21 protein-coding genes and 4 tRNA genes are annotated in these 20,688 nt (G+C 35.8%); 24 read left to right on the top strand and 1 reads right to left on the bottom strand.

Going from position 1 to position 20,688, the window contains the following annotated elements; genetic code table 11:
* Positions 1-8: 8 nt before the first annotated feature.
* The 4 genes from rsmG to spo0J all read left to right on the top strand — a co-directional run bounded on the left by rsmG (position 9) and on the right by spo0J (position 3,502).
* Positions 9-728, top strand: a complete 720-nt coding sequence (gene rsmG / locus AC0ONG_RS26225) for a 16S rRNA (guanine(527)-N(7))-methyltransferase RsmG (protein WP_001019628.1) — start codon at positions 9-11, stop codon at positions 726-728.
* Between the two features lie 105 nt (positions 729-833).
* Positions 834-1,706: a nucleoid occlusion protein gene (gene noc / locus AC0ONG_RS26220; RefSeq protein WP_000799016.1), complete on the top strand. Its 873-nt coding sequence runs from the start codon at positions 834-836 to the stop codon at positions 1,704-1,706.
* A gap of 190 nt (positions 1,707-1,896) precedes the next feature.
* Positions 1,897-2,658: a sporulation initiation inhibitor protein Soj gene (gene soj / locus AC0ONG_RS26215; RefSeq protein ID WP_000516114.1), complete on the top strand. Its 762-nt coding sequence runs from the start codon at positions 1,897-1,899 to the stop codon at positions 2,656-2,658.
* On the top strand, positions 2,651-3,502 hold the full coding sequence (spo0J, locus tag AC0ONG_RS26210; protein ID WP_001051833.1) for a stage 0 sporulation protein Spo0J: 852 nt from the start codon (positions 2,651-2,653) through the stop codon (positions 3,500-3,502). Before soj ends, spo0J begins: the two co-directional genes overlap by 8 nt.
* A 20-nt stretch (positions 3,503-3,522) precedes the next feature.
* Here the strand turns inward: spo0J and yyaC are convergent, their stop codons facing one another.
* The gene (yyaC, locus tag AC0ONG_RS26205) at positions 3,523-4,119 is read right to left on the bottom strand and encodes a spore protease YyaC (RefSeq protein ID WP_474204546.1); all 597 of its coding nucleotides are present in this window, start codon (positions 4,117-4,119) and stop codon (positions 3,523-3,525) included.
* A gap of 259 nt (positions 4,120-4,378) precedes the next feature.
* Between yyaC and AC0ONG_RS26200 the strand changes: the two genes are divergently transcribed.
* The 20 genes from AC0ONG_RS26200 (at position 4,379) to AC0ONG_RS26105 (ending at position 20,658) form a co-directional block, all read left to right on the top strand.
* Positions 4,379-5,260 carry a mechanosensitive ion channel family protein gene (locus AC0ONG_RS26200; RefSeq protein WP_000365111.1) on the top strand — a complete coding sequence of 294 codons (882 nt, stop codon included), beginning with the start codon at positions 4,379-4,381 and terminating at the stop codon, positions 5,258-5,260.
* Between the two features lie 23 nt (positions 5,261-5,283).
* Entirely contained in the window at positions 5,284-5,481 is a 198-nt protein-coding gene (locus AC0ONG_RS26195) for a DUF951 domain-containing protein (protein WP_000435486.1), read from the top strand.
* Between the two features lie 115 nt (positions 5,482-5,596).
* Complete coding sequence (gene ychF / locus AC0ONG_RS26190) at positions 5,597-6,697, top strand: redox-regulated ATPase YchF (RefSeq protein WP_000524658.1); 1,101 nt, start codon at positions 5,597-5,599, stop codon at positions 6,695-6,697.
* A gap of 191 nt (positions 6,698-6,888) precedes the next feature.
* Positions 6,889-7,179 (top strand): 30S ribosomal protein S6, encoded by a 291-nt coding sequence (gene rpsF / locus AC0ONG_RS26185; protein ID WP_001233781.1) that lies wholly within the window; start codon positions 6,889-6,891, stop codon positions 7,177-7,179.
* A 26-nt stretch (positions 7,180-7,205) separates the two neighbouring features.
* Positions 7,206-7,727: a single-stranded DNA-binding protein gene (ssb, locus tag AC0ONG_RS26180; RefSeq protein ID WP_000981963.1), complete on the top strand. Its 522-nt coding sequence runs from the start codon at positions 7,206-7,208 to the stop codon at positions 7,725-7,727.
* A gap of 45 nt (positions 7,728-7,772) precedes the next feature.
* A complete protein-coding gene (gene rpsR, locus AC0ONG_RS26175) occupies positions 7,773-8,006 on the top strand; it encodes a 30S ribosomal protein S18 (protein ID WP_000918873.1) in 234 nt (77 codons plus the stop codon).
* Positions 8,007-8,085: 79 nt separating this feature from the next.
* Positions 8,086-9,021: a YybS family protein gene (locus AC0ONG_RS26170; RefSeq protein WP_474204540.1), complete on the top strand. Its 936-nt coding sequence runs from the start codon at positions 8,086-8,088 to the stop codon at positions 9,019-9,021.
* Positions 9,022-9,099: 78 nt separating this feature from the next.
* Positions 9,100-11,073, top strand: coding sequence for a DHH family phosphoesterase (locus AC0ONG_RS26165; protein WP_001113785.1), 1,974 nt, complete (start codon positions 9,100-9,102; stop codon positions 11,071-11,073).
* Positions 11,070-11,516, top strand: a complete 447-nt coding sequence (gene rplI, locus AC0ONG_RS26160) for a 50S ribosomal protein L9 (protein ID WP_000864237.1) — start codon at positions 11,070-11,072, stop codon at positions 11,514-11,516. The genes AC0ONG_RS26165 and rplI overlap by 4 nt, the downstream gene beginning before the upstream one ends.
* Positions 11,517-11,543: 27 nt before the next feature.
* Positions 11,544-12,893, top strand: coding sequence for a replicative DNA helicase (gene dnaB, locus AC0ONG_RS26155; protein ID WP_001286147.1), 1,350 nt, complete (start codon positions 11,544-11,546; stop codon positions 12,891-12,893).
* Between the two features lie 215 nt (positions 12,894-13,108).
* Positions 13,109-14,398 carry an adenylosuccinate synthase gene (locus tag AC0ONG_RS26150; RefSeq protein ID WP_000100230.1) on the top strand — a complete coding sequence of 430 codons (1,290 nt, stop codon included), beginning with the start codon at positions 13,109-13,111 and terminating at the stop codon, positions 14,396-14,398.
* 140 nt (positions 14,399-14,538) lie between these two features.
* Positions 14,539-14,614: transfer RNA gene (locus tag AC0ONG_RS26145), tRNA-Lys, on the top strand.
* Between the two features lie 13 nt (positions 14,615-14,627).
* Positions 14,628-14,699, top strand: a tRNA-Glu gene (locus AC0ONG_RS26140).
* Between the two features lie 21 nt (positions 14,700-14,720).
* Positions 14,721-14,796: transfer RNA gene (locus AC0ONG_RS26135), tRNA-Asp, on the top strand.
* Between the two features lie 41 nt (positions 14,797-14,837).
* Positions 14,838-14,910: transfer RNA gene (locus AC0ONG_RS26130), tRNA-Phe, on the top strand.
* A 281-nt stretch (positions 14,911-15,191) separates the two neighbouring features.
* Positions 15,192-15,899: a cell wall metabolism DNA-binding response regulator WalR gene (walR, locus tag AC0ONG_RS26125; protein WP_000971869.1), complete on the top strand. Its 708-nt coding sequence runs from the start codon at positions 15,192-15,194 to the stop codon at positions 15,897-15,899.
* A gap of 3 nt (positions 15,900-15,902) precedes the next feature.
* Positions 15,903-17,744: a cell wall metabolism sensor histidine kinase WalK gene (gene walK / locus AC0ONG_RS26120; protein WP_000755366.1), complete on the top strand. Its 1,842-nt coding sequence runs from the start codon at positions 15,903-15,905 to the stop codon at positions 17,742-17,744.
* Complete coding sequence (locus tag AC0ONG_RS26115; RefSeq protein WP_000061567.1) at positions 17,741-19,057, top strand: YycH family regulatory protein; 1,317 nt, start codon at positions 17,741-17,743, stop codon at positions 19,055-19,057. The genes walK and AC0ONG_RS26115 overlap by 4 nt, the downstream gene beginning before the upstream one ends.
* Complete coding sequence (locus AC0ONG_RS26110) at positions 19,038-19,880, top strand: two-component system regulatory protein YycI (RefSeq protein ID WP_016078234.1); 843 nt, start codon at positions 19,038-19,040, stop codon at positions 19,878-19,880. Before AC0ONG_RS26115 ends, AC0ONG_RS26110 begins: the two co-directional genes overlap by 20 nt.
* The gene (locus tag AC0ONG_RS26105) at positions 19,864-20,658 is read left to right on the top strand and encodes an MBL fold metallo-hydrolase (RefSeq protein ID WP_000522837.1); all 795 of its coding nucleotides are present in this window, start codon (positions 19,864-19,866) and stop codon (positions 20,656-20,658) included. Before AC0ONG_RS26110 ends, AC0ONG_RS26105 begins: the two co-directional genes overlap by 17 nt.
* Positions 20,659-20,688 lie beyond the last annotated feature (30 nt).

The following is a 20,688-nucleotide window of genomic DNA, read 5'->3' as shown; positions in this document are numbered from 1 at the left end:
ATTGCTAGATGAACATAGAACAATTTCAATCTATGCTAGAAGAGAAGGGGATCACCCTCTCTTCTAGACAGTTAGAGCAGTTCAAAATCTACTTTGAAACATTAGTAGAGTGGAATGAGAAAATGAACTTAACGGCTATTACAGAAAAAGAAGAAGTATACTTAAAACACTTTTTTGATTCTATTACAGCTGCTTTTTATTATGATTTTTCAAAACCGTTCTCAATTTGTGATGTTGGTGCAGGGGCTGGATTCCCAAGTATTCCTTTAAAAATCTGTTTCCCGCACTTAAAAGTAACAATTGTAGATTCATTGCAAAAACGTATTAATTTCTTAAATCACTTAGCACAAAAGTTAGAATTAAGTGATGTTGCATTTTGTCATGATCGTGCTGAAACATTTGGGAAAAAAGAAGGTGTACGTGAATCATACGATATTGTAATGGCACGTGCAGTTGCACGTCTTTCTGTATTAAGTGAGCTATGTTTACCACTTGTAAAAGTTGGAGGAACATTCATTGCAATGAAAGGTGCAGCAGCAAATGAAGAAATCGAAAATGGTAAGTATGCTTTAGAGGTGCTAGGCGGAGAGTTAAAAGAGATGTCTACGTTCCAATTACCGTTTGAAGAGAGTGAACGTAATATTTTATTAATCGAGAAAAAGCGCAAGACACCAAAGAAATATCCACGCAAACCGGGAACGCCCAATAAATTACCTATTGAAAAATAAATCTTATTAGACGTAAGATTAAATTATATAAATGAAAACGTAAATGTTTCATAGGAAACATTTTATGGAGAATAGTCAATAGGCCTAAAAGGTGGTGGAATATGTATGAAAAATACGTTTTCTCGTTTATTTGGCTTTGGAGATAAAGAGAGCGAATTCGAATTACAAGACGAAAGCCATGAAGAAATAGATAAAAAGGTATATGAAGAAATACAAGAAATTCCGATAGTAAATATTACCCCTAACCGTTATCAACCAAGAACAGTTTTTGATGATGCACGTATTGATGAGCTAGCATTAACGATTCGTACACATGGACTTATTCAACCGATTGTTGTAAGGCAATATGAGGATGATAAGTACGAGATTATCGCTGGAGAAAGACGCTTTCGTGCGGCAACAAAGTTAGGTTGGGAAAAGGTTCCTGCAATTATAAAGAACTTAAATGATACAGAGACAGCTTCTGTAGCTTTAATTGAAAACTTGCAACGTGAGGAACTAACGGCAATCGAGGAAGCTGTGGCATATCAAAAGCTGATTGAGTTACATAATTTAACACAAGAAGCATTGGCACAACGACTTGGAAAAGGACAATCTACAATCGCAAATAAGTTGCGATTGTTAAAGTTGCCTGAAGAAATAAAAAGTGCATTATTAGAAAAAAGCATTACAGAACGTCACGCCCGCGCTCTCATTCCTTTAAAAAATGAGGAATTACAACTGAAGGTTTTACAGGAAATTGTGGAGAAACAACTGAATGTAAAGCAAACAGAAGAACGAATTGCGAAGTTACTAGAGGAAGCAAAACCGAAGCGTAAGGCAAAGCAAAAAGCAGTAAGTCGAGATACGAGGATTGCTATGAATACAATTAGACAATCTTTACAAATGGTTACTGAAAGTGGTTTGAATGTTAATTCTGAGGAAGAAGAATTTGATGAGTACTATCAAATTACAATTAAAATTCCAAAGAAAAAATAATAACGACGTGTTAGAGACCTTATCCTATTGGAGAGGTCTCTTTTACTATATTTTCTTGTTAAATGAAGAAGGAGTTTAGAAATAAATTTTGAAGTTTAATAAAGGACGTAAAAGAAAAAGTTTTATTTCATGTTACAATAAACGTAATTGTTATTAGAATAAGATAGAAAGGTTGAAAGTAGGTGACATCATGGGAAAAATCATTGCTATTGCTAATCAAAAAGGCGGTGTTGGAAAAACCACAACATCTGTTAATTTAGGGGCTGGATTGGCGCAAGTAGGTAAAAAAGTCCTTCTTGTAGATATTGATGCTCAAGGAAATGCAACGACTGGTGTGGGAATTGAAAAATCTGAATTAGATCAATGTATTTACAACGTTCTTGTGGAAGATGCAGATGTTCAAGGGGTTATACAGAAAACCGCAACGGAAAACTTAGATGTTCTACCCGCTACAATTCAATTGGCTGGTGCTGAAATTGAATTGGTACCGACTATTTCCCGGGAAGTACGTTTACAAAGAGCATTACAGCCAGTTCGTGATGAATATGATTATATTATTATCGACTGTCCCCCATCTTTAGGGTTATTAACAATTAATGCATTAACAGCAGCAGATTCTGTTATTATTCCTGTACAGTGTGAATATTACGCACTAGAAGGGTTAAGTCAGCTATTAAATACAGTTCGACTTGTACAAAAACATTTAAATAAAAATTTAGCAATTCAAGGTGTATTGTTAACGATGTTGGATGCCCGTACAAATTTAGGGATCCAAGTTATAGATGAAGTGAAAAAGTATTTTAGGGATAAAGTATATCGCTCGATTATTCCGCGTAATGTACGCTTGAGTGAGGCTCCAAGTCATGGGAAACCTATTATGCAGTATGACGCTAAATCAAGAGGAGCAGAAGTATATATAGATTTAGCAGAGGAAGTGATTGCAGGTGGCTAAGGGATTAGGAAGAGGAATTAATGTGTTTTTTCCTGATTTAGATGTGAAAGAAGAGGAAACAATTCAGGAGATTCTTGTAACTGAATTAAGGCCAAATCCATATCAACCGCGTAAACACTTTAATAAAGAGGCTATTCAGGAATTAGCAATTTCGATTAAGGAACACGGTATTCTACAACCATTAATTGCTAGGAAGAGTATTAAAGGATATGAAATCGTTGCAGGTGAAAGACGATTTCGTGCTGCAAAAGAGGCTGGTTTAGAAAAGGTACCTGCGGTTGTAAGACAATTAACTGAACAGCAAATGATGGAATTTGCTTTGTTAGAAAACTTACAACGAGAAGATTTAAATCCTATGGAAGAGGCAATGGCATACCAGATGTTAATGAATGAGCTAAATGTAACGCAAGAACAATTAGCGAAACGTCTTGGCAAAAGCAGACCTTACATTGCAAATTATACTCGGTTATTAAGCCTCCCTTCGTTCGTCCAAGATATGATTGCAAATGGTCAACTTTCAATGGCTCATGGGAGAACTTTACTTACGATAAAAGATGAAGAACAATTGAAGTCCTTATTGAAACGCATTGAAAAAGAAGGATTAAATGTTCGTCAATTAGAGAAAATCGTCCAAGAGATTAATCAACACGTTTCACGTGAAACAAAAAAAGTGAAAAAAGAGCGAAATATATTTTTCGTAGAACGTGAAACGTTCTTAAGAGAAAAGTTTGGCACAGATGTGAAAATTAAAGAGACGAAAAAAGAAAAAGGTAAAATCGAAATTGAATTTTTTAATAAAGAAGATTTGAATCGTATTTTAGAACTATTATCACAAAAAAAATAAAGAGCAAACCATCTTATTATTTATAGATGGTTTGCTTTTTTTAGTGCGGATAATTTTTGATCCGTCTCTTTTATACTTTGTGCGATTACATCGGCCATTTTCATAACTAAACTTAATCTTGTATTTTGAAGAACGAAAAACTCCATAAACCCATTTAGATTGACGATACCGTGTATATGCAGATCACCAACTGCAGGTAATTTCTTATTCATAGCAGCTCCAGGCTTACTAGGACCCTTTCCAGTAGTGATTGACCCGATATTTTGAGACTTTCCTAAACATGCATCAACAGCAATTATAAATGCAGCAGGATATTCTTTCTGTATATTTCGAATTTTTTCTTCTAAATTTAGCGCATGTACTGGCTCATCTAGTGTACCGAATACTTGGAGGTTTTTGATGTCTATTTGTTCAAGTTTTGTACCAACTAACGGGCCGAGTGCGTCACCTGTAGAACGATCTGTTCCGATACAAACGAGAATGAGTGGTATATTAGTTTTAATAGGAATGTGGGTAAGTAAGAAATTACTGATTATCTCAGAGGCTTCTAGATCCTGGTGCATAACGTTTTGAGTTTCTTTCTCAAAAAATGGTAAGCGAAAACTTCCAATATTCATGAAGCACCCATCCTTTTAATAAATTTTCAATATATGTTATATGGTGAGAAAAATGGAAATCTATAAGTGCGTAATTTTTGCAAAATGTGAATGAAAACGGAAATAATAGTACTAGTATATATATATTCGTTCCATTTTATACCTGAATGGCGGGGGTAAAATAGGATTAAAATCATAAAATTTTTTCAGCAATTAGAGGACTTCTGATACAATAATAAGGATAACTAAAAAGAAATTTTAGCTAGAGAGGTAGAGGTACATGGATTTATTAACGAAGTGGTTTAATTCTACGAAACAGTATTTATTAGATGCTGATCGTTGGGCTCATATTGGAGTTGCGACATTAAAAATATGTATTATTTTAATAATCGGTGCAGTTGTTGTGCGAATTGCAAGAGCGGTTGTACGAAATGCGTTTCGTATGGGGAGTCGTTCTCCAATTCAAATTTCAGAACGTCGTACAGTTACAGTAGCGAAATTACTTGAAAATATTGTAGCGTACGTTGTTATGTTTATTATGCTGATTGCGATTTTAGGTGTGTTTGATATTAATGCATCAGGTTTATTAGCGGGTGCCGGGGTAATTGGTTTAGCAGTCGGATTTGGTGCTCAAAGTTTAGTGAAGGACGTTATTACAGGTTTATTTATTTTGCTAGAAGATCAGTTTTCAGTTGGCGATTATGTTAAAATCGGTCAATTTGAAGGAGTCGTTTTAGAAATTGGGCTTCGTACAACGAAAGTAAAGAGTTGGACAGGTGAAATTCATACTTTACCAAACGGAAGTATTATTCAAGTTACTAACTACTCAGTTAGTAATAGTGTAGCATTTGTTGATGTATCTATTTCATATGAGGCTGATATTGCGAAAGCAGAGCAGGTTATTGAAGATTTATTAGTAGAGTTACCTTCAAAGTACGAAAAAATGGTAACAACACCTCAATTATTAGGTGTGCAAACGTTAGCTGCATCAGAAGTTATATTACGCGTTATTGCTGAAGTAGAGCCGATGCAACATGCAGTTATTGCAAGGGCACTTCGTAAAGAGATTAAAAATCGTCTTGATTTACATGGAATTGAAATTCCATATCCACGTATGGTTTTATATAATCGTGAAGAATTGGTTAGTGGAAAAGCAATTTAGTATGGAGAGGAGGAGTTTGAAGAGTGGAGCAAAAGGAATATAACTTGTACGATGTTGTGGAAATGAAGAAAGCACATCCATGTGGCGAGAATCGTTGGAAAATTATTCGTATGGGAATGGATATCCGCATTAAGTGCGAGGGATGTGACCATTCAGTAATGATTACTCGAAGAGAGTTTGATCGTAAGGTGAAAAAAATACTTGTGAAGCACGAAGAATAGAGAGAGAGTAACAGTTACAGTAGGTAACTGTTACTTTTTTTCGTTTGGCGGAAACTTGTCATTTTTTTCGTTACTATCTATAATGATGAAAGATTGAGACATAGGAGTGAAAAATATGGGATTAACGGCTGGGATTGTTGGATTACCTAACGTAGGGAAGTCCACTTTATTTAATGCAATTACACAAGCAGGAGCAGAATCTGCGAACTATCCATTCTGTACAATTGATCCAAACGTAGGGATTGTAGAAGTACCAGATGAGCGTTTAAATAAATTAACGGAATTAGTAGAACCGAAAAAGACTGTTCCGACTGTATTTGAGTTTACTGATATTGCAGGTATCGTAAAAGGTGCTAGTAAAGGTGAAGGTTTAGGAAATAAATTCTTATCTCACATTCGTCAAGTAGATGCAATTTGCCAAGTTGTTCGTTGTTTTGAAGACGAAAATATTACGCACGTTTCAGGGAAAGTAGATCCAATTGATGATATCGAAACAATCAACTTAGAGCTAATTTTAGCGGACTTAGAGTCTGTTGATAAGCGTATCGAGCGTGTTGCGAAATTAGCAAGACAAAAAGATAAAGAAGCTGTATATGAGCATGAAATTTTAGTTCGTTTAAAAGAGGCTTTTGAAGAGGGGAAACCGGCTCGTACTGTTGAATTTACAGAAGAGCAGATGAAGATTGTTAAAGGCCTTCATTTACTTACAACAAAAGAAATGTTATACGTAGCGAACGTAAGTGAAGACGATATTATCGATCCTTCGGAAAATAAATACGTACAAATGGTAAAAGAATTTGCAGAAAATGAAAATTCTCAAGTAATCGTTGTATGTGCAAAAATCGAATCAGAAATCGCTGAATTAGACGAGGAAGAGAAAAAAGTATTCCTTGAAGAACTAGGTATTGAAGAGTCTGGTTTAGATCAATTAATTCGTGCAGCATATGACCTATTAGGACTTGCTACTTACTTTACAGCTGGCGTTCAAGAAGTACGTGCTTGGACATTTAAACAAGGTATGAAGGCACCACAATGTGCTGGTGTTATTCATACAGACTTTGAGCGTGGATTTATTCGTGCAGAAACAGTTTCTTATGATGACTTAATGACAAACGGTTCTATGACAGCTGCAAAAGAAGCTGGAAAAGTACGTTTAGAAGGAAAAGAGTATATCGTAAAAGATGGAGATGTTATGCACTTCCGTTTTAACGTTTAATTTAATATTTCCTAGGAAAAATAAAGATATGAGCTTGGCGAATATATTATATGTTTGCCAAGTTTTTTATGTATTGGTGAGTTGATTCATATAACTTACTATGATATAATCTAAACTCGTGAGTAATTACTATAAATTAATTGCTCCTTGCCCATTATGGGCCGTTTAGACCAAAAGGAGGTGAAAGTGTAATGAGAAAGTACGAAATTATGTACATCATTCGTCCTGGCGTTGAAGAAGAAGCTCAAAAAGCTTTAGTTGAACGTTTTGCAGGTGTTTTAACAAACAATGGTGCAGAAATCATTAACACGAAAGAGTGGGGTAAGCGTCGTTTAGCTTACGAAATCAACGACTTACGTGAAGGTTTCTACATGATCTTAAACGTGAACTCTAACGCAGAAGCGATTAACGAATTCGACCGTTTAGCTAAGATCAACGAAGATATCCTTCGTCATATCGTTGTTAAAGAAGAAGAAAAATAATTGATATATAAGGGAGAGTGGTTCGATTGATGAATCGTGTTATCCTCGTTGGTCGTTTAACTAAGGACCCTGACTTACGTTACACGCCCAATGGTGTTGCAGTAGCTACTTTTACGTTAGCTGTGAATCGCGCATTTGCGAATCAACAAGGTGAGCGTGAAGCTGACTTTATTAATTGTGTAATATGGCGTAAACAAGCAGAAAACGTAGCAAATTATTTGAAAAAAGGAAGCTTAGCAGGCGTAGATGGACGTCTTCAAACTCGTAATTACGATGGACAAGACGGTAAACGTGTGTATGTAACAGAAGTTCTTGCGGAAAGCGTACAATTTTTAGAGCCGCGTAATGGCGGTGGGGAGCAACGTGGTTCATTCAATCAGCAACCATCAGGAGCTGGTTTCGGTAACCAAAGCTCTAACCCATTTGGTCAATCTAGTAATTCAGGTAACCAAGGTAATCAAGGGAACTCTGGATTTACGAAGAATGACGATCCATTTTCAAATGTAGGTCAACCGATCGACATTTCCGACGACGATTTACCGTTCTAATACAGTAAATTTGTTAGTTTTAACAAAGAATGGAGGGAAATAGACATGGCAGGACGCAAAGGTGGACGTGCGAAACGTCGTAAGGTGTGTTTCTTCACAGCTAACGGCATCACTCGCATTGACTATAAAGATGTTGATTTATTAAAACGTTTCGTTTCTGAGCGTGGTAAAATTTTACCTCGTCGTGTAACAGGGACAAGCGCAAAATACCAACGCAAACTTACAGTTGCAATTAAACGTGCTCGTCAAATGGCACTTTTACCATATGTTGGTGAATAATAGCGTATGAAATGCACAGTAGAGTCGGACTCTACTGTGCATTTTGCTATGCTTTTCTTTTTGAAAGAGAGGTTAAAATGTGAAACAAACAAAGTTTATTACAGAAGGTGCAGCGTTATTAGCTATATATGCAATTTTATTGCTTATATCTATGTATGTTCCGATTTTGGGTACTGTTGTAAATTTTGCGTTGCCGTTACCATTTATACTATTAACGATAAGACATAAACTATCTAATGTGCTCATGATTTTTGTAGCATCACTTTTTGTTACTATTATTGTGAGTCAACCCATGAATTTAGTGAAGACAATTATGTTTGGATTGATAGGGATTGTTTTAGGATATATGTATAAAACAAGAAAAAAGTCAGTAGAAATCTTAATAGCGGGGACGCTTGCATACTTAATTGGTTTTGTACTTATTTATGTTGCGAGTATAAAGTTTTTCAACATAGATATAATGAAGCAAATGCAAAGTATGTTTAGTGAAAGTATGGTGCAAAGTGAAAAGATAGTAAGTGCTACAGGTATGCCGATTAGTAAGGAACAAAAAGAGTTACTTACACAAATGAATGATATATTACAATCGTTATTTCCAAGTATACTTGTTCTAGTTTCAGTATGTTTTTCTTGGATTACAGTGATAATATCAGGTAGTGTTTTGAAAAAGTTAAAACATGACATTATACCTTGGCCTAAATTTAAAGATATACAATTACCAAAGAGTATTGTTTGGTATTACGTTATATTTATTTTGTTAGCAACTTTTATAAAAGTAGAACCAACATCATATTTACATATGGTATTTTCTAACCTAAATGTCATATTTACACTATTGCTTGTACTGCAAGGTCTGACATTTATTGCCTTTTTAGCGTATAGAAAAGGTTTTACTAAAGGGATTCCTATTATTAGTTTTATTGCATGCATGTTTATTCCGATGCTGTTTCCTCTTGTGACAATCTTAGGTATAATTGACTTAGGGATTTCATTGCGTTCTAAAATAGGGGGATAAAACAATATTCCTTATACTATTTTAATCTGTTTAACTAACTGGAAGGTGAGTTAGTTTTACTTTATAGGAGTTGTATACATGCCTGAATTTGATAAGAAACAGTGGTTTTTATATCCTGTTTATGTATTGGCATTTTTTGTGTTTGTGCTCATTTCAATTCTCTGTTATTTTCATTTAATTATGGGAATAGCTGCTTTTGTCATTTTTTGTATCGTATTTTTTATCGTTATACGATTTGAACTTAATTTTCAAAGGAATTTCGAAAAGCATACTACAGATATGATTACAAGAGTAAAGAAAGTAAGTAATGAAGCATTTAACCAAATGCCGATTGGTATTTTGTTATACAATAAGGATTATGGGATTGATTGGGCAAATCCTTATTTATCTTCATGTCTGGGACAGCATGCATTAGCTGGATGGCACCTTTACGATGTATCAGAAACATTACTTCTTTTCATTAAAGGAGAAACTTCTGATGATATAGTCTCTTTAAATAATCGAAAGTTTCGCGTTTTTGTAAGGAAAGAAGAAAAGTTAATTTATTTCTTTGATGTAACGGAACAAACAGAAATCGAAAAGATGTATGAGGATCAACGTACTGTTTTAGCTGTAATTTATTTGGATAATTATGATGAAGTTACACAAGGATTAGATGATCAATTACGTACGAATATAACAAGTCTTGTGACATCGCGACTAAATGAATGGGCACTTAAGTATGGTGCGTATTTAAAACGTGCATCTTCAGAAAGATTCTTCGTTGTGCTAAATGAAAGTATTCTGACGCAAATGGAGAAAGGGAAATTTAGTATTTTAGATCAGGTGCGTGAAGAAACATCTAAAAGGAATATACCACTTACATTAAGTGTAGGTGTCGGATCAGGTGATTTACCTTTGTCAGAGCTTGGGGCAATGGCTCAATCTGGTTTAGACCTTGCGCTTGGACGCGGGGGAGATCAAGTAGCTATTAAACAAGCGACAGGTAAAGTTAAGTTCTATGGAGGCAAGACAAATCCGGTTGAAAAGCGTACCCGTGTACGTGCTAGGGTCATTTCGCATGCGTTAAAGGATTTAGTATTAGAAAGTAGTAATGTCATTATCATGGGGCATAGGGCTCCTGATATGGACGCAATTGGTGCTGCGATTGGTATTTTAAAAGTGGCTCAATTAAACGAGCGTAAAGGATATATTGTATTAGATGAAAATGATTCTGATAAGGGAATTAAACGCTTGATGGACAAAGTGAAACAAAATGAGGAATTATGGTCTCACTTTATTACTCCAGAGCAAGCGATGGAATTTGCGAATGATGAGTCATTACTTGTTGTTGTTGATACACATAAACCTTCTATGGTGATGGAACAAAAATTGTTACATAAAATTGAAAATGTAGTAGTTATCGATCATCATCGCCGTGGAGAAGATTTTATTGAAGATCCATTGCTAGTTTATATGGAACCATATGCTTCTTCAACGGCAGAACTGGTTACAGAATTGCTTGAGTATCAACCGAAAAATTTAAAGATGACAATGTTAGAAGCAACGGCATTGTTAGCGGGGATTATTGTCGACACGAAAAGTTTCACATTCCGGACGGGGGCTCGTACGTTTGATGCTGCTTCCTATTTACGCTCACATGGTGCAGATACTGTACTTGTACAAGAACTTTTAAAGGAAGATATGGATCAGTATTTACGGGTTGCAAAAGCTATAAAAAATGCGTACATTTATAAAAATGGAATTGCGATTGCTAAAGTTGATAGTGATGATTACTACGATCAAGTGCTTATTGCGCAATCAGCTGACACGTTATTAACAATGACAGGAATTATTGCATCATTTGTTGTTGCGAAACGTGGCGAGAATCTCATTGGAATTAGCAGCAGGTCTTTAGGTGAAGTGAATGTGCAGCTAATTATGGAAAACTTAGGTGGTGGCGGGCATTTGACGAATGCAGCCACACAAATGAAAAATGTTACAGTAGATGAAGCCGAGGAGAAGCTTCGATTTGTTATTGATGACTATTTACAGGGAGGCACACAATCATGAAAGTAATTTTTCTAAAAGACGTAAAAGGTAAAGGTAAAAAAGGAGAAGTAAAAAACGTACCAGATGGCTATGCAAATAACTTCTTACTAAAACAGGGATTGGCTGCTGAAGCAACAAATAGCAGTATGAAAACTTTAGAAGCTCAAAAGCGTAAAGAAGAAAAAGATGCAGCGGCAGAAGTTGAGAATGCAAAAGAGCTGAAAGAAACATTAGAGAAATTAACTGTAGAAGTAAAAGCGAAATCTGGAGAAGGTGGCCGTTTATTCGGTTCTATTACGAGCAAACAAATCGTAGATGCGATGCAAAAATCACATAAAATTAAACTTGATAAACGTAAATTTGAAATGGATGATGCAATCCGTGCATTAGGCTACACAAATGTAACAGTGAAATTGCATCCGCAAGTAACAGCGACAGTAAAAGTTCATGTTAGTGAACAATAAAAATAAATTAAGCAAGGAGGATTGCGTATGAGTGATGTACTTGCTGATCGTACCCCTCCGCATAATATAGAAGCCGAGCAGGCGGTTTTAGGGGCCATATTAATTGATCAAGATGCGTTAACATCAGCATCAGAGTTATTGGTACCTGACTCATTCTATCGAACGAAACATCAAAAGATTTTTGAGGTAATGCTTGGGTTATCTGACAAAGGAGAACCGATCGATTTAGTAATAATGACATCAGCGATGGCTGATCAAGGATTACTAGAAGAAGTTGGTGGAGTGTCTTATCTAGCAGAGTTAGCAGAAGTTGTTCCAACAGCTGCTAACGTTGAATATTATGCACGTATCATCGCTGAAAAGGCACTTTTACGTCGTTTAATTCGAACAGCGACTCATATTGTGTCGGATGGATACGAGAGAGAAGATGACGTAGACGGCCTTTTAAATGAGGCCGAGAAAAAAATATTAGAAGTATCCCATCAAACGAATGCAAAAGCATTTCAAAATATTAAAGATGTTCTTGTAGATGCTTATGATAAAATTGAACTTTTGCATAATCAAAAAGGTGAAGTTACTGGGATACCAACTGGATTTACTGAATTAGATAAGATGACGGCAGGTTTCCAGCGAAATGATTTAATCATCGTAGCAGCACGTCCGTCAGTAGGGAAAACTGCATTTTCATTAAATATCGCACAAAACGTAGCGACGAAAACGGATGAAAATGTAGCGATTTTTAGTTTGGAGATGGGCTCCGATCAGCTTGTTATGCGTATGCTTTGTGCAGAAGGAAATATCGATGCGCAAAGACTTCGTACCGGGTCATTAACTTCTGATGATTGGGCGAAATTAACAATGGCGATGGGTAGTCTTTCAAATGCCGGTATATATATTGATGATACACCAGGAATTAAGGTAAATGAGATTCGAGCGAAATGTCGTAGACTAAAGCAAGAACAAGGTCTTGGTATGGTTTTAATTGACTACTTACAGCTTATTCAAGGAAGTGGGAAATCAGGTGAGAACCGTCAGCAGGAGGTATCTGAGATTTCTCGTACTTTAAAAGGGATTGCGCGTGAATTGCAAGTGCCTGTTATTGCCTTATCACAGTTATCTCGTGGTGTAGAATCTCGTCAGGATAAACGCCCGATGATGTCTGATATTCGTGAATCTGGTAGTATTGAGCAGGATGCTGATATTGTAGCTTTCCTATATCGTGAAGATTACTATGACCGTGAAACGGAAAATAAAAATACGATTGAAATTATCATTGCAAAACAACGTAATGGTCCGGTAGGTTCAGTAGAGCTTGCGTTTGTTAAAGAATTTAATAAATTCGTTAATTTAGAACGACGCTTTGAGGATGGGGCATAAAGGCAGTATAAAAAAGAAACACATTTCTTATAATAAGATGTGTTTCTTTTTTTATGGGATAAAGATAAGGCTTTCATAAGGTGAAAATATAATTCTTACGAACGAAAATGATTTTTAATAAAAAAATGTTCGCTTTTTGGTTGACTTCTTTTTCGGTTTTGGTACAATTATATTGTTTGAATAGATCGTTTGAAAATTGCGGAGGTGCTTTAATAATGTCTTCAGTAGTAGTTGTAGGAACACAATGGGGCGACGAAGGAAAAGGTAAAATCACTGATTTTCTTTCTGAGCATGCGGAAGTAGTTGCAAGATATCAAGGTGGAAATAACGCGGGACATACAATTGTTTTCGGCGGAGTTAAATATAAGTTACACTTAATTCCATCTGGTATTTTCTATAAAGAGAAAATTTGTGTAATCGGAAATGGCTTAGTAGTAGATCCGAAAGCATTACTTGAAGAGTTAAAATACTTACACGACCGTGGTGTAAGTACTGATAATTTACGTGTAAGTAACCGTGCACACGTTATTTTACCTTATCACTTAAAACAAGATGAGTTAGAAGAGGCTAGTAAAGGTGATAACAAAATCGGTACAACGAAAAAAGGTATCGGTCCTGCATATATGGATAAAGCTGCTCGTATTGGTATCCGTATGGCTGATCTTTTAGACCGTGAAGCATTTAAAGAGAAGCTTGAGCGCAATTTAGTAGAGAAAAATCGTTTGTTTGAAAAAATGTACGATACAGAAGGTTTCAGCGTAGAGGAAATCTTTGAAGAGTACTTCGAATATGGACAACAAATCGCACAATATGTATGCGACACATCTGTTGTATTAAATGATGCACTAGATAACAATCACCGTGTATTATTTGAAGGTGCACAAGGTGTTATGCTTGATATTGACCACGGTACGTACCCGTTCGTTACATCTTCTAACCCGATTGCGGGTGGTGTAACAGTTGGAACTGGAGTTGGCCCTGCGAAAGTTACTCGCGTTGTAGGTGTATGTAAAGCATATACAAGCCGTGTTGGTGACGGTCCATTCCCTACTGAACTTAATGATGAAATTGGTCATCAAATTCGTGAAGTTGGTCGTGAGTACGGAACAACAACTGGTCGTCCGCGCCGCGTAGGTTGGTTCGATAGCGTTGTTGTAAGACATGCGCGTCGTGTTAGTGGTTTAACGGATCTATCATTAAATTCTATCGACGTTCTAACAGATATTCCAACTCTTAAAATTTGTGTTGCTTACAAATACAATGGCGAAGTTATCGATGAAGTTCCAGCAAACTTAAACATTTTAGCGAAATGTGAGCCTGTATATGAAGAGCTTCCAGGTTGGACAGAAGATATTACTGGTGTAAAATCATTAGACGAGCTTCCTGAAAATGCAAGAAAATACGTAGAACGTGTTTCTGAGTTAACAGGAATTCAATTATCTATGTTCTCAGTTGGACCAGATCGTAACCAAACGAATATTGTTCGTAATGTATACGAAGCTTAATTGATATTTTTAGAAAAAACTCATGTCCGCATGAGTTTTTTCTTATCTTTTATAAAAAAATGAAAAAAAGTATTGCGAAGAATACAGAATACATGTTATGATACATCTTGTCGTCACGAAAATATGACGTTGGTGAGTATGAGCCATTAGCTCAGTTGGTAGAGCATCTGACTTTTAATCAGAGGGTCGAAGGTTCGAATCCTTCATGGCTCACCATTTTATTTTTCGTGGCCCGTTGGTCAAGTGGTTAAGACACCGCCCTTTCACGGCGGTAACACGGGTTCGAATCCCGTACGGGTCATGTTTTTTTATGCTTATTTTTGGTCCCGTGGTGTAGTGGTTAACATGCCTGCCTGTCACGCAGGAGATCGCCGGTTCGACCCCGGTCGGGACCGCCACTTTTGTTTATACCACCATTAGTGGTTTTATATATAGTTTTGGCTCGGTAGCTCAGTCGGTAGAGCAGAGGACTGAAAATCCTCGTGTCGGCGGTTCGATTCCGTCCCGAGCCACTCTCAGGATATTAAGTGGGCCCACTTAATATCCTTTTTATTTATGTAATTTTACAAAACTGAGTAGTTATTTTAAAATAGAACGAGGAGCCTCTAGCAGTTGAAGCTAGAGGTTTTTCTATAGATCGTATAGGATGCCGTGTAAAAGTGGATCATACATGAGTCTATGAGAATAGAGGAGAAAATACTTAAACAAAGGATGCGGTCATATAGGACATACTATGTAAACATCGATATGTTTAGGGATTATTGACCATATTTTTATAAGGAGGAAATAGACGATGATGGGAAAGAAAATTTTAGTAGTTGATGATGAAAAGCCGATTGCAGATATTTTGAAGTTTAATCTAGAAAAAGAAGGTTTTGAAATAGTAATGGCGCATGATGGTGATGAAGCAATTGAAAAAGCTAATGAAGAACAACCAGATATGGTTTTATTAGATATTATGCTACCGGGTAAAGATGGATTAGAGGTTTGCCGTGAAATACGTAAAAGTTCAGAAATGCCGATTATTATGCTTACAGCAAAGGACTCTGAGATTGATAAAGTATTAGGGCTTGAGCTTGGGGCAGATGATTATGTAACGAAGCCATTTAGTACGAGGGAATTACTTGCTCGTGTGAAGGCGAATTTACGCCGTCATCAACAAGGTGGTTCTGCAGAAAAAGAAGAAAATACAGAAATGGTTATTGGACCAATTGTTATTAATCCAAATGCATATAGTGTAACGAAGCGCGAGGAAAATATCGAGCTTACACATCGTGAATTTGAGTTGCTACATTATTTAGCGAAACATTTAGGACAAGTTATGACACGCGAACATTTATTACAAACAGTTTGGGGTTATGACTATTTTGGAGATGTGCGCACAGTAGACGTAACAGTACGTCGTTTGCGTGAAAAAATTGAAGATAATCCAAGCCATCCTACTTTAATTGTAACTAGACGTGGAGTAGGGTATTACTTGCGTGACCCAGAGCAGGAATAGTATATGAAGAAAGTTGGTTTTTTTCAATCTATTCATTTAAAATTTGTGCTTATATATATGCTATTAATATTAATAGCGATGCAAGTTATTGGGGTTTATTTCGTAAGGGAATTAGAGAAGAGCCTAGTACAAGGTTTTAGGGATTCTTTAACGCAGCAAACAAACTTATTATCATATAACTTGAAACAAGAGTTTAAAAAAAGTTATACAAAAGCAGAAACAGAGTCAACAGATGAAACCATTAAAACTTCTATTCGAAAATTTGCCTCTGATCAAAAGAAAGTTATACAAGAGGTAAGTGTATTTGATTCGCATAGAAAGTTATTGGCTATTTCAGATGAATCAAAGCAGAATAAGGTGAATAGAACATCAACTGATATAGCTGTTCAGCGAGTGTTAGTACAAAAAAAGCCAGAAGTGAAAATTGAGAAGGATGGTAGTACAGGCCATCGTGTTCAAGTTATGCTTACTCCGATTCTAGATGATAATGGCAAGGATGCGCTTGGTGTTATATACATCGTTGCATCTATGGAAGATGTATATAAACAAATGAAGGATATAAATCAAATTTTTGCTACGGGAACAGTAATTGCCTTATTAGTAACGGCCGTACTTGGGATTTTATTGGCTCAAACAATTACAAGACCAATTTCAGATATGCGGAGACAAGCAATTGAAATGGCAAAAGGAAATTATTCGAGAAAAGTAAAAGTGCATAGCCATGATGAAATTGGACAACTGGCATTATCCTTCAATAATTTATCAAAAAAATTACAACAAGCTCGTTCTTCTACAGAAAGTGAAAGGCGTAAATTATCATCAGTTTTATCACATATGACAGATGGAGTAATTGCTACTGACCGAAAAGGGGATATTATTTTACTAAATGACCCTGCGGAAAAGATGTTAAATGTTTCTCGTGAAACAGCGCTCGATCAATCTGTTTTAGAGGTATTAGGGATACAGGAAGAATTTACGCTCGATCATTTATATGAAGAGCCAGATTCTGTGTTATTAGATTTTAGTACGAGAAACGAACCATATATTTTACGTGCTAGTTTCTCTGTTATTCAAAAAGAAACAGGGAAGGCCAATGGCTTAATTGCTGTACTATATGATGTAACAGAGCAGGAGCGTATAGAAGGGGAACGCCGTGAGTTTGTGGCGAATGTCTCTCATGAATTAAGGACGCCATTAACGACGATGCGCAGTTATTTAGAGGCACTTACAGATGGAGCGTGGCAGGATCCGAATATTGCACCACAATTTTTAACGGTTACACAAGAAGAAACAGAAAGAATGATTAGACTTGTAAATGCGTTGTTACAGCTATCTAAACTTGATAGTACAGAGCACCGTTTAATGAAAGAATGGGTCGACTTTACTGATTTCTTTAATAATGTTATTGATCGCTTTGAAATGTCTAAAGAGCAAAATGTAAGTTTCAAACGATCTTTCTCTAAAAAATCTAGGTTTATTGATATGGATACTGACAAAATTACTCAAGTGCTGTATAACATTATTTCTAACGCATTAAAGTATTCACCAGAAGGTGGAACAGTAACATATCGCTTACGTGATCGCGGTGATTTATTAGAAATTAGCGTAAGTGACCAAGGAATGGGTATTCCAAAAGAAAACGTTGATAAAATCTTTGAACGTTTTTATCGCGTAGATAAAGCTCGTTCAAGACAAATGGGTGGTACGGGACTTGGATTAGCAATTGCAAAAGAAATGATTGAGGCACATGGTGGCTCTATTTGGGCGAAGAGTGAAGAAGGAAAAGGGACAACTATTTATTTCACGTTACCAATGGCAGCAGATGAAGAGGACGATTGGGAATGAGTATGGAAAACTTTAAAACAATAGTTTTAATTAACCTAGTCGTAATTAGCCTATTTCTTACTTTTAACCTATGGACGTATGTGCCAGATTCTACATCCATGCAAAACGCGAAATTTGTACAGGGCAATGAAGGAACGAATCAAACTAAAATTGCCGATGTTGTCCGTCCTACTTCTATCATCGTGCATAAAGATAAAAATCATTATGGGAGCAGAAGAGAGGCAGATATAGAATCAATCTATAAGCCTCTGGAAGTAGGGGAACTACATGAGTTTAGAGAGATATCAATCACTAAGGGTGATTTCCTGTCCTATGTGCATGGTGAAGGGAAAATTGAACTTGTTTTCCCTACCGATATCCCATTTGATGCAGTTAAATCCATGTTTAACATGAAAGAGAAAGGTACAGATAAGCCTAAACATTTTAATCGTATTCTTCTTGATCCTTCTAGAAGTAAGGATCAAGAAATTAAAATTAACTTTGTTTCTGATGGTGATAACTTTAAAATATATGAGGCAAAATTAAGTGGCGTGTATTTAAAAGATATTGTAAATGCCCAAAATCAATTTATAGTATCAGCAAAGCCTTATTTTGATTATCAAATCAATGATATGAAAAAGTTATTTTTACCAGATGGAACGACAGAGTTAAACAATATAACATATATCTCATCTAATTTAGCAGTGGATACGTTTAAGAATGCTCTGTTTAGTGATCCTCGTTATTTAAGTCCAATTACTGAGATATCGAAAGAAACATTTACAGATGGTATTAGATCTATGGAAATTGAAGACGATCGTCACATGCTAAAGTATAAAAACTCTTCTGTCTTAACTGAGAAAACGATAGATAATTTAATGCTGTTACAAAAAAGCTTTGAATTCGTAAGTGGTCACAGTGGAAGTTTGGATTCATATCGTTTGGACTATATGAATAAAGGAGAGACAGTGTTTCGCTTACATGAAGATGGATATTCCGTATTCAATACAGATGGATTAGCTGAATTGAGACAAAAATGGGGATCAGAAGAAGTAATGGAATATGAAAGACCGTTGCTGTCTTTAAATACTAAAGGCATAGAACAGAAGGTTACTCTTCCGTCAGGGCATGTTGTAATAGCATCTCTAGAAAATAATCCAGAGATAAAGAAACAAGTAATTAAGGATATTGGTATTGGATACAAGTTATCACTAGATGGACAAGTAGTTCGACTACAACCAATTTGGTATGTAAAGCTTGTTGAAGGTGAAACAGGTAAACAGAAAATCTATGAGTGGAGTGAGGGAGGACTAAATGGATTGGGATCGGATTAAAACCATATTTATTGTGACCTTTTTTGTTTTGGACCTCTTTCTCATTTTTCAATTCATTCAAAAGCAAGATAGTAATCAATTGGAGCTTATTGCAGAAACAAAGATAGATCAAGAATTAAAGGCAAACAAAATTACTATAGGGAATATCCCTAAGGAACCGAAAAAAGAGTCGTTTATTAGAGCGGAAAATAAAGCCTTTAAAGAAGATGATATACAGTCTTTGAAAAATCAAACGGCGCAGATACAAAATATGTACAAGATAGAAAGTAAGCTAAAAGAGCCTTTTTTAAATACGAAATCATTATCAAAAGATAAGTATAATGAATTTTTGAAGAACTATGTATTGGATGGACAAAAGTATGAATTTGGAGCGGTGAAAGACTCTAAAATTTATTTCTTCCAAAAATATAAAGATAAGCCTATTTTCTATAATAATCAGGCGATGATTGTTGTGGAATTAAATGAAAAAAATGAACTTGTTTCATATACGCAGACAATGCTAACTGATTTAAAAGAAATGGGCGAAGGTGAAAAAACGAAAGAGCAAGAAATTATTACGGCTCAAACAGCTTTAGAAAATTTGTATTTAAAAAATAAAATTCATGGAAATACGCATGTTAAAGAAGCACAAATTGGCTATGCCACTCTTACCGCATCTACTTCTAATAACCAAGTACTTGCTCCAACGTGGAATTTAAAAACGGAGCAGAAACAGGACTTCTTTGTGAATGCAATTGAAGGACAAGTTATGGAATTAGGGGAAAAGGAAAATCAAGTGGTTGATGAACATACTGGAGTGAGAAAGAATGGGGTTGCATTTTAGCGTACTTGCAAGTGGAAGTACAGGAAATATGCTATACGTAGGAACCGATGAAAAAAAATTACTAGTCGATGCAGGTTTAAGTGGTAAAGCGACAGAGGCTTTATTTAAACAAGCAGAACTGAATATAAATGATGTATCAGGTATTCTTGTAACACATGAGCATAGTGATCATATTAAAGGGTTAGGTGTATTGGCGCGTAAATATGATTTACCCGTTTATGCGAATGAGAAAACATGGAATGCAATGGAACATTTAATAGGAAATATCCCAACTGAGCAAAAATTCATTTTCTCAGTTGGGGATGTGAAAACATTTGGTGATATTGAAGTCGAATCATTTGGAGTTTCTCATGATGCGGCAGAACCGATGTTTTATGCTTTCCATAACAATAATAGGAAATTAGCACTTATTACAGATACGGGATACGTAAGTGACCGTATGAAGGGCGTTATTAAGGGAGCTAATGCTTTCGTATTTGAAAGTAATCATGATGTGGAAATGCTTCGTATGGGACGTTACCCATGGAGCATTAAACGACGTATTTTAAGCGACGTTGGGCATGTTTGTAATGAAGATGCTGCATTAGCAATGGCAGATGTAATTACAGATGAGACAAAGCATATTTATTTAGCCCATTTAAGCTTAGATAATAACATGAAAGAACTAGCTCGTATGTCAGTATCACAAGTACTAGAGGAAAAAGGATTTGGAGTGGGTGAATCCTTTGAAATTCACGATACAGATCCAAAAATGCCTACAAAAATTCAATACGTATAATTCTTCATTTTAGTAAACAATAAAGGTGAA

Source organism: Bacillus sp. TCT6 (assembly GCF_056033845.1).
This window is presented reverse-complemented; position numbering and strand designations above follow the sequence as displayed.

Excerpts from the sequence above, each read along its gene's own strand:
- rpsF (WP_001233781.1), top strand. The coding sequence starts at position 6,889 with ATGAGAAAGTACGAAATTATGTACATCATTCGTCCTGGCGTTGAAGAA.
- walK (WP_000755366.1), top strand. The coding sequence starts at position 15,903 with ATGAAGAAAGTTGGTTTTTTTCAATCTATTCATTTAAAATTTGTGCTT.
- AC0ONG_RS26115 (WP_000061567.1), top strand. The coding sequence starts at position 17,741 with ATGAGTATGGAAAACTTTAAAACAATAGTTTTAATTAACCTAGTCGTA.
- walR (WP_000971869.1), top strand. The coding sequence starts at position 15,192 with ATGATGGGAAAGAAAATTTTAGTAGTTGATGATGAAAAGCCGATTGCA.
- AC0ONG_RS26150 (WP_000100230.1), top strand. The coding sequence starts at position 13,109 with ATGTCTTCAGTAGTAGTTGTAGGAACACAATGGGGCGACGAAGGAAAA.
- yyaC (WP_474204546.1), bottom strand. The coding sequence starts at position 4,119 with ATGAATATTGGAAGTTTTCGCTTACCATTTTTTGAGAAAGAAACTCAA.
- dnaB (WP_001286147.1), top strand. The coding sequence starts at position 11,544 with ATGAGTGATGTACTTGCTGATCGTACCCCTCCGCATAATATAGAAGCC.
- rplI (WP_000864237.1), top strand. The coding sequence starts at position 11,070 with ATGAAAGTAATTTTTCTAAAAGACGTAAAAGGTAAAGGTAAAAAAGGA.
- ychF (WP_000524658.1), top strand. The coding sequence starts at position 5,597 with ATGGGATTAACGGCTGGGATTGTTGGATTACCTAACGTAGGGAAGTCC.
- rsmG (WP_001019628.1), top strand. The coding sequence starts at position 9 with ATGAACATAGAACAATTTCAATCTATGCTAGAAGAGAAGGGGATCACC.
- AC0ONG_RS26105 (WP_000522837.1), top strand. The coding sequence starts at position 19,864 with ATGGGGTTGCATTTTAGCGTACTTGCAAGTGGAAGTACAGGAAATATG.
- AC0ONG_RS26165 (WP_001113785.1), top strand. The coding sequence starts at position 9,100 with ATGCCTGAATTTGATAAGAAACAGTGGTTTTTATATCCTGTTTATGTA.
- AC0ONG_RS26110 (WP_016078234.1), top strand. The coding sequence starts at position 19,038 with ATGGATTGGGATCGGATTAAAACCATATTTATTGTGACCTTTTTTGTT.
- noc (WP_000799016.1), top strand. The coding sequence starts at position 834 with ATGAAAAATACGTTTTCTCGTTTATTTGGCTTTGGAGATAAAGAGAGC.
- rpsR (WP_000918873.1), top strand. The coding sequence starts at position 7,773 with ATGGCAGGACGCAAAGGTGGACGTGCGAAACGTCGTAAGGTGTGTTTC.
- AC0ONG_RS26200 (WP_000365111.1), top strand. The coding sequence starts at position 4,379 with ATGGATTTATTAACGAAGTGGTTTAATTCTACGAAACAGTATTTATTA.
- soj (WP_000516114.1), top strand. The coding sequence starts at position 1,897 with ATGGGAAAAATCATTGCTATTGCTAATCAAAAAGGCGGTGTTGGAAAA.